This is a genomic window from Pseudomonas sp. RIT-To-2 (assembly GCF_029623465.1).
Classification (GTDB): domain Bacteria; phylum Pseudomonadota; class Gammaproteobacteria; order Pseudomonadales; family Pseudomonadaceae; genus Aquipseudomonas; species Aquipseudomonas silvicola.
Genome location: NZ_JAPYKM010000016.1, coordinates 92,597 through 105,663, shown reverse-complemented (window position 1 = coordinate 105,663; position 13,067 = coordinate 92,597). Strand labels below are relative to the sequence as shown.

Annotated in this window: 16 protein-coding genes; 13 read left to right on the top strand and 3 right to left on the bottom strand. The window is 63.1% G+C overall.

The genetic code is table 11. From position 1 onward, the window contains the following. Window positions 1-109: 109 nt before the first annotated feature. From QBK88_RS16365 to purT, 5 genes are all read left to right on the top strand, one after another. Complete coding sequence (locus QBK88_RS16365) at window positions 110-709, top strand: CoA pyrophosphatase (protein ID WP_268145086.1); 600 nt, start codon at window positions 110-112, stop codon at window positions 707-709. A gap of 42 nt (window positions 710-751) precedes the next feature. Then, a complete protein-coding gene (locus QBK88_RS16360; protein ID WP_268145084.1) occupies window positions 752-1,276 on the top strand; it encodes a gamma carbonic anhydrase family protein in 525 nt (174 codons plus the stop codon). After that, the gene (locus tag QBK88_RS16355; protein ID WP_176570009.1) at window positions 1,276-1,476 is read left to right on the top strand and encodes a DUF1289 domain-containing protein; all 201 of its coding nucleotides are present in this window, start codon (window positions 1,276-1,278) and stop codon (window positions 1,474-1,476) included. Before QBK88_RS16360 ends, QBK88_RS16355 begins: the two co-directional genes overlap by 1 nt. Before the next feature lie 53 nt (window positions 1,477-1,529). After that, complete coding sequence (locus QBK88_RS16350) at window positions 1,530-1,997, top strand: preQ0 transporter (RefSeq protein ID WP_277962850.1); 468 nt, start codon at window positions 1,530-1,532, stop codon at window positions 1,995-1,997. Window positions 1,998-2,069: 72 nt separating this feature from the next. After that, window positions 2,070-3,251: a formate-dependent phosphoribosylglycinamide formyltransferase gene (purT, locus tag QBK88_RS16345; protein WP_158154826.1), complete on the top strand. Its 1,182-nt coding sequence runs from the start codon at window positions 2,070-2,072 to the stop codon at window positions 3,249-3,251. A gap of 45 nt (window positions 3,252-3,296) precedes the next feature. Here the strand turns inward: purT and QBK88_RS16340 are convergent, their stop codons facing one another. From QBK88_RS16340 to QBK88_RS16330, 3 genes are all read right to left on the bottom strand, one after another. Beyond that, on the bottom strand, window positions 3,297-4,610 hold the full coding sequence (locus QBK88_RS16340) for an MFS transporter (protein WP_277962849.1): 1,314 nt from the start codon (window positions 4,608-4,610) through the stop codon (window positions 3,297-3,299). Between the two features lie 210 nt (window positions 4,611-4,820). Continuing rightward, the gene (locus QBK88_RS16335; RefSeq protein WP_277962848.1) at window positions 4,821-6,056 is read right to left on the bottom strand and encodes a transporter associated domain-containing protein; all 1,236 of its coding nucleotides are present in this window, start codon (window positions 6,054-6,056) and stop codon (window positions 4,821-4,823) included. 11 nt (window positions 6,057-6,067) lie between these two features. After that, window positions 6,068-6,880, bottom strand: a complete 813-nt coding sequence (locus QBK88_RS16330) for a cytochrome c biogenesis protein CcsA (RefSeq protein ID WP_277962847.1) — start codon at window positions 6,878-6,880, stop codon at window positions 6,068-6,070. A gap of 190 nt (window positions 6,881-7,070) precedes the next feature. On the opposite strand from QBK88_RS16330, the gene ffh reads away from it, so the two are divergent. The 8 genes from ffh to dsbC all read left to right on the top strand — a co-directional run bounded on the left by ffh (window position 7,071) and on the right by dsbC (window position 12,966). Next, entirely contained in the window at window positions 7,071-8,450 is a 1,380-nt protein-coding gene (gene ffh, locus QBK88_RS16325) for a signal recognition particle protein (protein WP_158157769.1), read from the top strand. Window positions 8,451-8,696: 246 nt separating this feature from the next. Further along, window positions 8,697-8,948, top strand: coding sequence for a 30S ribosomal protein S16 (gene rpsP, locus QBK88_RS16320; RefSeq protein ID WP_008366201.1), 252 nt, complete (start codon window positions 8,697-8,699; stop codon window positions 8,946-8,948). 5 nt (window positions 8,949-8,953) lie between these two features. Continuing rightward, window positions 8,954-9,493, top strand: coding sequence for a ribosome maturation factor RimM (rimM, locus tag QBK88_RS16315; protein ID WP_277962846.1), 540 nt, complete (start codon window positions 8,954-8,956; stop codon window positions 9,491-9,493). Between the two features lie 3 nt (window positions 9,494-9,496). After that, on the top strand, window positions 9,497-10,249 hold the full coding sequence (gene trmD, locus QBK88_RS16310) for a tRNA (guanosine(37)-N1)-methyltransferase TrmD (RefSeq protein WP_027978896.1): 753 nt from the start codon (window positions 9,497-9,499) through the stop codon (window positions 10,247-10,249). Between the two features lie 43 nt (window positions 10,250-10,292). Beyond that, window positions 10,293-10,643, top strand: coding sequence for a 50S ribosomal protein L19 (rplS, locus tag QBK88_RS16305; protein ID WP_027978895.1), 351 nt, complete (start codon window positions 10,293-10,295; stop codon window positions 10,641-10,643). An 88-nt stretch (window positions 10,644-10,731) separates the two neighbouring features. Continuing rightward, window positions 10,732-11,139 carry an acyl-CoA thioesterase gene (locus QBK88_RS16300; protein WP_268145066.1) on the top strand — a complete coding sequence of 136 codons (408 nt, stop codon included), beginning with the start codon at window positions 10,732-10,734 and terminating at the stop codon, window positions 11,137-11,139. 36 nt (window positions 11,140-11,175) lie between these two features. Beyond that, window positions 11,176-12,072: a site-specific tyrosine recombinase XerD gene (gene xerD / locus QBK88_RS16295; RefSeq protein WP_277962845.1), complete on the top strand. Its 897-nt coding sequence runs from the start codon at window positions 11,176-11,178 to the stop codon at window positions 12,070-12,072. 159 nt (window positions 12,073-12,231) lie between these two features. Continuing rightward, window positions 12,232-12,966, top strand: a complete 735-nt coding sequence (gene dsbC / locus QBK88_RS16290; RefSeq protein ID WP_277962844.1) for a bifunctional protein-disulfide isomerase/oxidoreductase DsbC — start codon at window positions 12,232-12,234, stop codon at window positions 12,964-12,966. Window positions 12,967-13,067 lie beyond the last annotated feature (101 nt).

Genomic DNA, 13,067 nt, shown 5'->3' with positions numbered 1-13,067 from the left:
TCCTGTTCGCTGCGCCTATCTTGGCGCCAGCGGGCTCGCCGAGCAAGGGGGTTGGGCACGGCGCGGCTTTGGTGCATGATTGCCCCAGGGCATCGAAAAGAGAGAGACCATGCTGGACGAGCTACTGCGCCGGATGAGCAGCCACAGGCCACGGACCCTGGAGACCGATCGTCGTTTTCCCGAGGCTGCCGTGCTGATGCCCATTACCCGCAGTGATGAGCCCGAGCTGGTGCTGACCCTGCGCGCCAAGGGCCTCTCCACCCATGGCGGCGAAGTGGCCTTCCCCGGTGGGCGCCGCGACCCCGAAGACCCCGACCTGGTGTTCACTGCCCTGCGCGAGGCCGAGGAAGAGATTGGCCTGCCGCCAGGGCTTGTCGAGGTGCTGGGGCCCTTGAGCCCGCTGGTGTCCAAGCATGGCCTCAAGGTCACGCCTTTCGTGGGCATCATTCCCGACTTCGTCGAATACCGCGCCAATGACGCCGAGATCGCCGCGGTGTTCAACGTGCCGCTGGCGTTCTTCCGCCAGGACCCGCGCGAACATACCCACCGTATCGATTACCAGGGCCGCAGTTGGTATGTGCCCAGCTATCGCTTTGGTGAATACAAGATCTGGGGCTTGTCGGCGATCATGATCGTGGAATTGGTGAACCTGATCTACGACGCGGATATCAGCCTGCACCGGCCCCCTGAACGTTTCACCTCAACCTGAGCGGACCCGCGAGCCGCCACTTGCCTGCCTGAGGACTCACCGATGAAATACCGGCTGGGCGATGCCCGTGTCGAGACGCACCCCGACAGTTGGGCTGCCCCCACTGCCACCCTGATCGGCCGCGTGCGCCTGCAGGAAAACGCCAGCGTGTGGTTCGGCGCCGTGTTGCGTGGCGATAACGAGTTGATCGACATCGGCCCTGACAGCAACGTGCAGGACGGCACCGTGATGCACACCGACATGGGCTCGCCCCTGACGCTGGGGCGCGGTGTTACAATCGGCCATAACGCCATGTTGCATGGCTGCACGGTGGGCGATTACAGCCTGATCGGTATCAACGCGGTGATCCTCAACGGCGCGAAGATAGGCAAGTACTGCATCATCGGCGCCAACGCGCTGATCGCCGAAGGCAAGGAGATCCCCGACGGTTCGTTGGTGATGGGCTCGCCCGGCAAGGTCGTACGCGAGCTGACCGAGGCGCAGAAGAAGATGCTCGAAGGCAGCGCCGCCCACTATGTCCACAATGCCCGGCGCTACGCCCGGGAGCTTGAGCCCCAGGAAGACTGATGACCCAAGAACGCCCCGTCGCCTCGCCCTGTGTGCAGGTGTGTGCCCTGGATGACGACGATATCTGCACTGGCTGCCAACGCACGGCGGCCGAGATCACCCGCTGGGGGCGCATGAGCAACGACGAGCGCCGCGAAGTGCTGGTCAAATGCCATGAGCGCGCCGTGGCCGGCGGCATGATGTTCGTCGCCGGCGCCTGATTTCTCTTGTGGGCGACCGGCCCTGTTCATTGATGGCATCCGCCCGAGGCACCATGCTTTTCCTGCTTTCCTACATTGCCAGCGTCGTGCTGATCAACTTCGCCTTCAGTGCCGCGCCGCACCTGGACATCATCTGGTCGGCCTGGGGCGGGTTGGTGTTCATCCTGCGCGACATGGTCCAGACCCGCTTTGGCCACGGCGCCTTCGTCGCCATGCTGGTGGCGCTGGTGCTGTCCTATGTCACCTCGGACCCGGCCATCGCCGTGGCCAGTGCCACCGCGTTCGGCCTGTCCGAACTGATCGACTGGCTGGTGTTCACGGTCACCAGGCGCCCACTGCACGACCGCCTGTGGATCAGCTCGGCGCTGAGCATTCCGCTGGATACCTTCATCTTCTTCGGCATGATCGGTGCCCTGACGCCGGCGGTGGTCCTCACTGCCCTGGGCTCCAAGTTCGCCGGGGTCACCTGCGTGTGGCTGGCCATGGCCTGGCGGTCGCGTCGCACCACGGCGGCCGGCTGATTGATGTAAAATGCCGCTTCGGTGGGCCGCAGCTGGTGGCCTGCGATAACCCGTTCCCCTTAAGGACCTGAAATGACCCGTATCGGAACTCCACTGTCGCCTACCGCGACGCGCGTACTGCTGTGTGGCTGCGGCGAGCTGGGCAAGGAAGTCGTGATCGAGCTGCAACGCCTGGGCGTTGAAGTGATCGCCGTCGACCGTTATGCCAATGCCCCGGCCATGCAGGTCGCCCACCGCAGCCATGTGATCAACATGCTCGATGGCGCCGCGCTGCGTGCGGTGATCGAGGCCGAGAAGCCGCACTACATCGTGCCGGAAATCGAAGCCATCGCCACCGCTACCCTGGTGGAACTGGAGTCCGAAGGCTTTACCGTGGTGCCGACCGCCCGCGCCGCGCAGTTGACCATGAACCGTGAAGGTATTCGTCGCCTGGCCGCCGAAGAACTGGACCTGCCGACCTCGCCGTACCACTTCGCCGACACCTTCGAAGAGTACCGCAACGCTGTGCAGGACCTGGGTTTCCCGTGCGTGGTCAAGCCAGTGATGAGTTCGTCGGGCAAGGGCCAGAGCCTGATCAAGGGCGCCGACGACGTGCAGAAGGCCTGGGACTACGCCCAGGAAGGCGGCCGTGCCGGCAAGGGCCGGGTGATCATCGAAGGCTTCATCGACTTCGACTACGAGATTACCCTGCTGACCGTGCGTCACGTCGGTGGCACCACCTTCCTGGCCCCGGTGGGCCACCGCCAGGAGAAGGGCGATTATCAGGAGTCCTGGCAGCCCCAGGCCATGAGCCCGGTGGCCCTGGCCGAGTCCGAGCGTGTGGCCAAGGCCGTGACCGAGGCCCTGGGTGGCCGTGGCCTGTTCGGCGTCGAGCTGTTCGTGAAGGGTGACCAGGTGTGGTTCAGCGAAGTCTCGCCTCGCCCCCACGATACCGGCCTGGTGACCCTGATTTCCCAGGACCTGTCCCAGTTCGCCCTGCACGCCCGCGCCATCCTCGGCCTGCCGATTCCGCTGGTGCGCCAGTTCGGCCCGTCCGCTTCGGCGGTAATCCTGGTGGAAGGCAACTCCACCCAGACCGCGTTCGCCAACCTGGGCGCTGCCCTGAGCGAGCCGGACACGGCCCTGCGCCTGTTCGGCAAGCCGGAAGTGGCCGGCCAACGCCGCATGGGCGTGGCCCTGGCGCGTGACGAGTCCATCGAGGCGGCCCGCTCCAAGGCGACCCGCGCTGCACAAGCCGTCAACGTCGAGTTGTAAGCGTGGAGCTGCAAGCCAGGAATCTTTGGCTTGCAGCTTGCAACCTCAGTCCACCAGGCTCAAATCCTCATCCCGCGTTTCTTTCAGGCACAGCACCGCCAGCACGCTGAGCAGTGCTGCCGCTGATACATACCCGCCCACCCAGCTCAGCCCACCCAGGCTCACCAGCTTCTGCGCCGCGAACGGCGCGGCCGATGCGCCGACGATACCGCCCAGGTTATAGGCCGCCGAAGCCCCGGTGTAGCGCACCCGCGTGGGGAACAGTTCCGGCAGCAGGGCGCCCATGGGCGCGAAGGTAAAGCCCATCAGAAACAATTCGATGCTCAGGAACAGTGCCACGCTGGTGGTCGACCCCTGTGTCAGCAAAGGCTCCATGGCAAAGCCCGAAACGATCGCTAGCACGCCGCCGATGACCAGTACCGGCTTGCGGCCGAAGCGGTCGCTCAAGGCCGCGGAGATCGGTGTGGCCAGCGCCATGAACAGCACCGCGAAACACAGCATGCCCAGGAAGCTTTCACGGCTGTAACCCAAGGTGGCCACGCCGTAGCTCAGCGAGAACACCGTGGAGATGTAGAACAGCGCGTAGCACACCACCATGGAGGCCGCGCCCAGCAGCATGGGCCGCCAGTATTGGGCGAACAGTTCCACCAGGGGCAGTTTCAGCCGCTCGTGCTGGGCCATGGCCTTGGCGAATACCGGGGTTTCTTCCAGTTTCAGGCGTACATACAGGCCTACCATCACCAGCAGGGCGCTCAGCAAGAACGGCAACCGCCAGCCCCAGGCGCGGAATTGCTCGTCGCTGAGCAGCACGGCCAGGCTCAGGAACAAGCCGTTGGCGGCAAGAAAGCCAATGGATGGCCCCAGTTGCGGGAACATTCCGAACCAGGCCCGCTTGCCCTTGGGGGCGTTTTCGGTGGCCAGCAGCGCCGCGCCACCCCATTCGCCGCCCAGCCCCAGGCCCTGGCCGAAGCGCAGCACGCACAGCAGGACCGGCGCCCAGGCGCCGATCTGGTCATAGCCTGGAAGCACGCCAATCAGGGTGGTGCACACCCCCATCAGCAGCAACGAAGCCACCAGGGTCGACTTGCGCCCCACCCGGTCGCCGAAGTGGCCGAATAGTGCCGAGCCCAGCGGGCGTGCCAGGAAGGCGATGCCGAACGTGAGGAAGGCCGATAGCATCTGCGCGGTGGCCGAGCCTTGGGGAAAAAATACCGGGCCGATCACCAGGGCCGCGGCCGTGGCATACACATAGAAGTCGTAGAATTCGATGGCGGTGCCGATGAAACTGGCGGTTGCCACCCGGGCGGTGGAATTGAGCGGCTGGTCCGTGCCGCTGGCAGCGTAGGTGCTGGTGCTCATTGCAGAATCCCTGGCAGTCGTGCTCCCGCGCTGGGGCGGGGCGAATTTATTATGGGTGCGGGGCAGGGTGGGCCGCAGGAGGAAGGCCGGTACACCTCCAGGCGGGTAGCAGGGGCGGCGGCAGTTGGCTGGGTAAGCCGGCTTGATTATAGGAAGGGGGGTGGTGGGCGTCCAGACCGACAGGGGTGGCGCCCACAAGGCGCCGCCCCTTCAGGCCAGCTTGGGCAGGCTGCTGGTATGCCAGATAAGCACCCGGGTCACGCGGTTTTCCTCGGCCTGCAGAATCTCCAGCCGGTAGCGGCCGATCTTCAGGCACACCGCGCAGTCAGGAATGCTTTCCAGTGCTTCGGTGACCAGGCCATTGAGGGTCTTGGGCCCATCACTGGGCAAGTGCCAGCCCAGGGTCTTGTTCAGTTCACGGATGGACGCCGCGCCTTCCACCACAAAGCGCCCGTCGGGTTGAGGGTGCACGTGAGGGTTGTCCATGCTGTGTTCTTCCTCGAACTCGCCGACGATTTCCTCGAGGATGTCTTCCAGCGTGACGATGCCCTGCACTTCGCCGTATTCGTCCACCACGATGCCCAGGCGCCGTTGCTGCTTGTGGAAGTTCAGCAATTGCAGGTGCAGCGGGGTGCTTTCCGGCACGAAGTAGGCGTCGTAGCAGGCTGCCAGCAAGGCCTCCATGGTCAATGCACCCTTGGGCAGCAGGTGGCTGACCTGGCGGGTGTTGAGCACCTTTTCCACCTGGTTGATATCGTTGTGGTACACCGGCAGGCGCGTGTGCCGGCTGATGATCAGTTGTTCGGCGATTTTCTCGATCGGGTCGTCCAGGTTCAGGCCGTCCACTTCACTGCGCGGCACCAGGATGTCGTTGACGGTGATGCGGTTCAGCGCCTGCAGGCCGCCGAGCAAGTGCGGGGCATCCGGGGTTTCGTCGTCCTGGTCGCCGTCGGGCTCGGCGTGGTCTTCGTCGTCATGCTGGCGCGCGATGGGCGTGGCGATCGGCGCGAAAGGCTTGAGCAGCAGGCGGGCGATGCCGCTGAACGGCCAGACCAGGGGGTAAAGCAGTTTCAGCGGCAGGCGCAGCAACGAGTTGCCCAGGCCGATGAAGGGTTCGGGGTAGCGGCGGGCCAGCAGGCGCGGCAGGTATTCGCAGAAGGTCACCAGCAGCGCGGCCATGATCAGGCCGCCCAGCCACAGGCCTTTCACGTGCCAGTGGTAGACCGCCAGGAACACCCCCAGCACCACGGCCAGCACGCGGCACAGGGTGTTGCACAGCACCAGGCTTTCCAGTGGGAATGCCAGGCTGGGGCGCTCGCCCACCTTGCGGCGGGTGCGCAGGGCGGCCAGGTGGTTGCGGGCCGTCTCGACGCCCGTGAACATGGCCGACCAGAGCATCGACAGCAGCACGACGCCCAGCATCGAGCCCAACGGGAGATTGTCCATTTACTCGCCTGTCAGATGTGCAGAATGTATTCGCGGACCAGCTTGCTGCCGAAATACGCCAGCATCAGCAGGCAGAAGCCCGCCAGGGTCCAGCGGATGGCCTTGTGGCCGCGCCAGCCCAGGCGGTTGCGGCCCCACAGCAGCACGCTGAACACGATCCAGGCCAGGCATGCCAGCAGGGTCTTGTGCACCAGGTGCTGGGCAAACAGGTTCTCGACGAACAGCCAGCCGGAGATCAGCGACATCGACAACAGCGCCCAGCCGGCCCACAGGAATCCGAACAGCAGGCTTTCCATGGTCTGCAGGGGCGGGAAGTTCTTGATCAGGCCGGCCGGGTGCTTGTGCTTGAGCTGGTGGTTCTGCACCAGCAGCAACAGCGCCTGGAACACCGCGATGGTGAACATGCCGTAGGCCAGGATCGACAGCAGGATATGCGCGAGCATCCCCGGCTCTTCGTTGATCAGCGGCACGGTACCCTTGGGAATGAACTGCGCCACCAGGGTGGTCAGGGCACCCAGCGGGAACAGCAACAGCAACAGGTTTTCCACCGGGATGCGCGTGCAGGCGATCAGCGTCAGGGCAATGACCGCCGCGGAAATCAGACTGGCGGCGCCGAAGAAGTCCAGGCTCAGGCCAAGCGGGGTCATCAGCTGGAATTTCAGCGCGATGCCCTGGGCCACCACGGCCAGGGTGCCGACGAGGTAGAGAAGGCGTTTGTCCACCGTGGCCCGCTGGTTCACGCGGGTGCCGTGGTAGACGGTCGCAGCGGCATAAAGGAAGGCGGCGGCGAGGCTGGGTAGCAAACTGGGTGACAAGGGGAGCATAAGTCCTGTGGAGCAAGCCCGAAAGTCGCTGAGTGTGGCATAGAACCGCTGTCACAAGAAAGACTGGCGCGGCACTGGTGTCCGTGGCGCGGAGTCTTCGCTATAATCGCCGACTGCCCTCGCCGCGCCTCTGCTTAATCACGGGCCAGGCTGCTTAACCTCGGTTCAATTGAGCCTGAAAGGATCGCGCATGTTTGAAAACCTTACCGAACGTCTTTCCCAGACGCTGCGCCATGTCACTGGCAAGGCCAAACTGACGGAAGACAACATCAAAGACACCCTGCGTGAAGTGCGCATGGCGTTGCTGGAGGCCGACGTGGCCCTGCCAGTGGTCAAGGACTTCGTCAACAAGGTCAAGGAGCGTGCGGTCGGCACTGAAGTGTCGCGCAGCCTGACCCCGGGCCAGGCGTTCGTGAAGATCGTCCAGATCGAGCTCGAAGGCCTGATGGGTGCGGCCAACGAAGACCTGGCGCTCAACGCCGCGCCACCGGCCGTGGTGCTGATGGCGGGTCTGCAGGGTGCGGGTAAAACCACCACTGCCGGCAAGCTGGCGCGCTTCCTCAAGGAGCGCAAGAAGAAGACCGTCATGGTGGTGTCGGCTGACGTCTACCGTCCGGCGGCCATCAAGCAGCTGGAAACCCTGGCCAACGACATCGGCGTGACCTTCTTCCCGTCCGATATCAGCCAGAAGCCGGTGGCCATCGCCGAAGCGGCCATCCGCGAAGCCAAGCTCAAGTTCATCGACGTGGTCATCGTCGACACCGCCGGCCGTCTGCACATCGACGCCGAGATGATGGGCGAGATCCAGGACCTGCACGCGGCCATCAAGCCGGTGGAAACCCTGTTCGTGGTCGACGCCATGACCGGCCAGGACGCCGCCAACACCGCCAAGGCCTTTGGCGATGCGCTGCCACTGACCGGCGTCATCCTGACCAAGGTCGACGGTGATGCCCGTGGCGGTGCCGCGCTGTCGGTACGGGCCATTACCGGCAAGCCGATCAAGTTCATCGGCATGGGCGAGAAGAGTGAAGCGCTCGAGCCTTTCCACCCGGACCGTATCGCCTCGCGGATCCTGGGCATGGGCGACGTGCTCAGCCTGATCGAGCAGGCCGAGCAGACCCTGGATAAAGAGAAGGCCGACAAACTGGCCAAGAAGCTGAAGAAGGGCAAGGGCTTCGACCTCGAAGACTTCCGTGACCAGCTGCAGCAAATGAAGAACATGGGCGGCCTGGGTGGCCTGATGGACAAGCTGCCGAGCATCGGTGGCATGAACCTGTCGCAGATGGGCAACGCCCAGAACGCCGCTGAAAAGCAGTTCAAGCAAATGGAAGCCATCATCAACTCCATGACCCCGGCCGAGCGCCGCGACCCTGACCTGATCAGCGGTTCGCGCAAACGCCGTATCGCCATCGGTTCCGGTACCCAGGTGCAGGACATTGGCCGCTTGATCAAGCAGCACAAGCAGATGCAGAAGATGATGAAGAAGTTTTCCACCAAGGGCGGCATGGCCAAGATGATGCGCGGCATGGGCGGCATGCTGCCCGGCGGCGGTGGCATGCCCAAGATGTAAGGAATTGGCGCAGGCCCCGGCCTGCGCCGTTCGCAGTGATGCGAACACTGCTGTAACCCTGCTTCGGCAGGGCCCACGGCCATCGTGATGATGGCTATATAAGGCAAATCGAACAGCCACACTGTATGTGCCGGAAAAAGGCATTTGCAAAAGTCCGGATATTCCTTGAGAATATGCGGCCTTTCGGGCACCCGTGTGCCCGCTGTGCATTATGATTTGCAGCACCGACTACAGGAACGATGTTCAATGCTAACCATCCGTCTTGCCCGTGGCGGCTCCAAAAAGCGCCCATTCTACCAACTGACCGTGACCGACTCGCGCAACCCGCGTGACGGCTCGCACAAAGAGCACGTTGGCTTCTTCAACCCAGTGGCTCGTGGTCAGGAAATCCGCCTGTCCGTGAACCAAGAGCGCGTCAACCACTGGTTGAGCGTTGGTGCACAGCCTTCTGAGCGCGTTGCTCAGTTGCTGAAGGAAGCTGCCAAGGCCGCGGCCTGAGCAATATGAACACGACGCCAGCTACTGCTGATGATTTGATCGTTATCGGCAAGATTTTCTCGGTTCACGGCGTTCGTGGCGAAGTGAAGGTTTACTCCTTTACTGATCCGATAGACAACCTGTTGGACTACAAGACCTGGACGCTCAAGCGCCAGGGCAGCGTGGACAAGCAGGTAGAGCTGGTCAGCGGGCGCTTGCAAAGCAAGTTCCTGGTCACGAAGCTCAAGGGTCTCGACGACCGTGATGAAGCCCAGCTTCTTTCCGGCTACGAAATCTGCGTGCCGCGTAACCAGTTTCCCGACCTGACTGACGGCGAGTACTACTGGTACCAGCTGGAAGGCCTGCATGTCATCGACCAGCTCGGGCAATTGCTCGGGAAGATCGATCACTTGCTGGAGACCGGTTCGAACGATGTGATGGTGGTCAAGCCTTGTGCTGGCAGCCTGGATGATCGCGAGCGCCTGCTGCCCTATACGGAGCAGTGTGTGTTGGCCATCGACCTGGTAGCGGGTGAGATGAAGGTTGATTGGGACGCGGACTTCTAGGCAATGGCGAGCCTGCGCGTAGAAGTGATCAGTCTGTTCCCCGAGATGTTCTCGGCCATCAGCGAGTACGGCATTACCAGCCGCGCGGTGAAACAGGGGTTGTTGCAACTGACCTGCTGGAACCCGCGGGACTACACCACAGATCGTCACCATACGGTGGATGATCGGCCGTTTGGCGGTGGTCCGGGCATGGTAATGAAGATCAAGCCCCTGGAAGACGCGCTGGCCGAGGCCAGGAACGCAGCGGGGGAGTCGGCGAAGGTCATTTACCTGTCGCCGCAAGGCCGCCAGCTGACACAGCAGGGGGTACGCGAACTGGCTGAATCGGAGTCGTTGATTCTGATCGCAGGGCGCTATGAAGGCATCGACGAGCGGTTCATTCAGGCTCATGTCGATGAAGAGTGGTCGATTGGTGACTATGTTCTGTCTGGCGGTGAGCTGCCGGCGATGGTCCTGATCGATGCGGTTACACGACTGCTGCCCGGAGCTTTAGGGCATGCGGACTCCGCGGAGGAAGATTCCTTCACGGATGGGCTGCTGGATTGCCCGCACTACACCCGACCGGAGGTGTATGCGGATCAGCGTGTTCCCGACGTATTGCTAAGTGGCAATCATGCACACATCCGGCGCTGGCGTTTGCAGCAGTCCCTTGGGCGGACCTACGAACGACGTGCCGATCTTCTGGAAAGACGCTCGCTTTCTGGAGAAGAGAAGAAGCTGCTGACGGAGTACCTCCGTGAGCGGGACGATAGTTAACGTATCGATGGTAGATCACAACGATTTACCTTAGGAGCACAGCATGACCAACAAAATCATTCTGCAACTCGAAGCCGAGCAGATGACCAAAGAAATCCCGGCCTTCGCCCCGGGCGACACCATCGTCGTTCAGGTGAAAGTGAAGGAAGGCGACCGCGCTCGTCTGCAGGCGTTCGAAGGCGTTGTCATCGCCAAGCGTAACCGTGGTGTGAACAGTGCTTTCACTGTTCGCAAGATCTCCAACGGTGTTGGCGTAGAGCGTACTTTCCAGACCTACAGCCCGCAGATCGACAGCATGGCCGTGAAACGTCGTGGTGACGTGCGTAAAGCCAAGCTGTACTACCTGCGCGACCTGTCGGGTAAAGCAGCTCGCATCAAGGAAAAACTGGCTTAATAGCCGTTTTACCGATGCAAGAAAAAAGCAGCCTGCGGGCTGCTTTTTTGTGCCTGAAATTTATGCCACCTTCAGACAGGCAGCACCCATGACCCCACGCGATCAAGAGATCCAGCGCCGCACCGAACTGTCGGTCAGCCGCGTCACCAAGGCGGTGTTCCCGCCCACCACCAACCACCACAACACCCTGTTCGGCGGTACCGCCCTGGCATGGATGGATGAAGTGTCGTTCATCACCGCCACGCGCTTCTGCCGCTTGCCGCTGGTCACCGTGTCCACTGACCGTATCGACTTCAATCATCCGATTGCTGCCGGCACTATCGTCGAACTGGTAGGCACCGTGGTCAAGGTCGGTAACACCAGCCTCAAGGTGCGGGTGGAAGTGTTCGTCGAGAGCATGAGCAGCGACGGCCGTGAAAAGGCGATCGAAGGGGTGTTCAGTTTCGTCGCCATCGACGACGACAAGCGCCCGATACCCGTGCTGCCAGGCGTGTAAGGTAAACTGCGGGTTTTCCTCGCCCGGTTCGCCCTGATGCCTGCTGCAGACCACCCGCTCATCGACCAATACCTCGACGCCCTGTGGCTGGAAAAGGGGCTGTCCGACAACAGCCGCGACGCCTACCGCAGTGACCTGACGCTGTTCAATGGCTGGTTGCAGGAACAGGGCGTGGCGTTGCCCCAGGCGGGGCGCGAGCTGATCCTCGACCACCTGGCCTGGCGTGTCGACCAGGCCTACAAGCCACGCTCCACGGCGCGGTTTCTTTCAGGTGTACGAGGCTTCTATCGTTACTTGCTGCGCGAAAAGCTGATCGCCGTGGACCCGACCCTGCAGGTGGAGATGCCGCAGCTGGGCAGGCCGTTGCCCAAATCCCTGTCGGAAGCCGACGTCGAGGCGCTGCTCAAGGCGCCAGACCTCAGCGAGCCCATCGGCCAGCGCGACCGCGCCATGCTGGAGGTGCTGTATGCCTGCGGCCTGCGGGTGACCGAGCTGGTCAGCCTGACGCTCGACCAGGTCAACCTGCGCCAGGGTGTGCTGCGGGTGATGGGCAAAGGCAGCAAGGAACGGCTGGTGCCCATGGGCGAAGAGGCGGTGGTGTGGGTGGAACGCTACCTGCGTGACGGCCGCAATGACCTGCTGGGCGGGCGCCCCAGCGATGTGCTGTTCCCCAGCCAGCGCGGCGAGCAGATGACCCGCCAGACCTTCTGGCACCGCATCAAGCACCAGGCCACGGTGGCCGGCATCGGCAAGTCGCTGTCACCCCACACCCTGCGCCATGCCTTCGCGACCCATTTGCTCAACCACGGCGCCGACTTGCGCGTGGTGCAGATGCTGCTGGGCCACAGCGACCTGTCCACGACTCAGATCTACACCCACGTGGCCCGGGCCCGCCTGCAAGACCTGCACGCCCGCCACCACCCACGCGGCTGAGAGGCGAATACCGCACATCTCTTGTTGCCTTGCCAGTCGGACACGCCCGGCGAATGTGGTAGGCTTGGCCGGTTACCAAAGCGGGCATCGAATGCGGGTCGTTTCCGGACGGCCCACCCAGCACGATTGGCCCCTTCGTCCGCTGCCTCAGGAGTTCCCATGCGCGTGACCCGAATTTTCGCTGCTGCCGCCCTCGCGCTGCTCAGCACCGTCGCCCTGGCCGACGACAAGGCCGAGCAGGCCATCCGCAAGACCCTCGACACGCTGCACCTGGACACCCCGGTGGAAAGCATCTCCGCCAGCCCGCTCAGCGGCCTGTACGAAGTGAAGTTGCAGGGCAGCCGCGTGCTCTACGCCAGCGCAGACGGCAAATTCGTGATGCAGGGCTACCTGTTCCAGGTGCAGGACGGCAAGCCGGTGAACCTCACCGAAGCCACCGAACGCCAGGGCGTTGCGAAGACCATCAACGCCATTCCAGCCAATGAAATGGTGGTGTTCCCGGCCGTCGGCGAGACCAAGTCGCATATCACCGTGTTCACCGACACCACCTGCCCTTACTGCCACAAGCTGCACGAAGAAGTGCCGGCCTTGAACAAGATGGGCATCGAAGTCCGTTACCTGGCCTTCCCGCGCCAGGGCCTGGGTTCCCCAGGTGACCAGCAACTGCAGGCCGTGTGGTGCTCCAAGGACCGCCAGGACTCGCTGACCAAGCTGATCAACGGCAAGAGCGTCGACGCACCCAAGTGCGCCAACCCGGTGAGCAAGCAGTTCGCCATGGGCCAGTCCATTGGTGTGAACGGCACGCCGGCCATCATCCTGGAAGACGGCCAGATGATTCCTGGCTACCAGCCGGCCCCCCAAGTGGCCAAGCTGGCCCTGGGTGCCAAAGGCTGATGGCCGCCTCCGTGTCATCCAAGATCAAGGCCTGACGGGAATGCCCGCCAGGCCGTAAATACCAGGCCGCACGGGTGTGCGGCGGTTTGTCACGGCCGACC

Coding starts and splice junctions, on each gene's coding strand:
- rpsP (WP_008366201.1), top strand. CDS start 8,697: ATGCTAACCATCCGTCTTGCCCGTGGCGGCTCCAAAAAGCGCCCATTC.
- QBK88_RS16300 (WP_268145066.1), top strand. CDS start 10,732: ATGACCCCACGCGATCAAGAGATCCAGCGCCGCACCGAACTGTCGGTC.
- trmD (WP_027978896.1), top strand. CDS start 9,497: ATGGCGAGCCTGCGCGTAGAAGTGATCAGTCTGTTCCCCGAGATGTTC.
- purT (WP_158154826.1), top strand. CDS start 2,070: ATGACCCGTATCGGAACTCCACTGTCGCCTACCGCGACGCGCGTACTG.
- QBK88_RS16340 (WP_277962849.1), bottom strand. CDS start 4,610: ATGAGCACCAGCACCTACGCTGCCAGCGGCACGGACCAGCCGCTCAAT.
- QBK88_RS16330 (WP_277962847.1), bottom strand. CDS start 6,880: ATGCTCCCCTTGTCACCCAGTTTGCTACCCAGCCTCGCCGCCGCCTTC.
- rplS (WP_027978895.1), top strand. CDS start 10,293: ATGACCAACAAAATCATTCTGCAACTCGAAGCCGAGCAGATGACCAAA.
- dsbC (WP_277962844.1), top strand. CDS start 12,232: ATGCGCGTGACCCGAATTTTCGCTGCTGCCGCCCTCGCGCTGCTCAGC.
- QBK88_RS16360 (WP_268145084.1), top strand. CDS start 752: ATGAAATACCGGCTGGGCGATGCCCGTGTCGAGACGCACCCCGACAGT.
- QBK88_RS16355 (WP_176570009.1), top strand. CDS start 1,276: ATGACCCAAGAACGCCCCGTCGCCTCGCCCTGTGTGCAGGTGTGTGCC.
- ffh (WP_158157769.1), top strand. CDS start 7,071: ATGTTTGAAAACCTTACCGAACGTCTTTCCCAGACGCTGCGCCATGTC.
- QBK88_RS16350 (WP_277962850.1), top strand. CDS start 1,530: ATGCTTTTCCTGCTTTCCTACATTGCCAGCGTCGTGCTGATCAACTTC.
- rimM (WP_277962846.1), top strand. CDS start 8,954: ATGAACACGACGCCAGCTACTGCTGATGATTTGATCGTTATCGGCAAG.
- QBK88_RS16335 (WP_277962848.1), bottom strand. CDS start 6,056: ATGGACAATCTCCCGTTGGGCTCGATGCTGGGCGTCGTGCTGCTGTCG.
- xerD (WP_277962845.1), top strand. CDS start 11,176: ATGCCTGCTGCAGACCACCCGCTCATCGACCAATACCTCGACGCCCTG.
- QBK88_RS16365 (WP_268145086.1), top strand. CDS start 110: ATGCTGGACGAGCTACTGCGCCGGATGAGCAGCCACAGGCCACGGACC.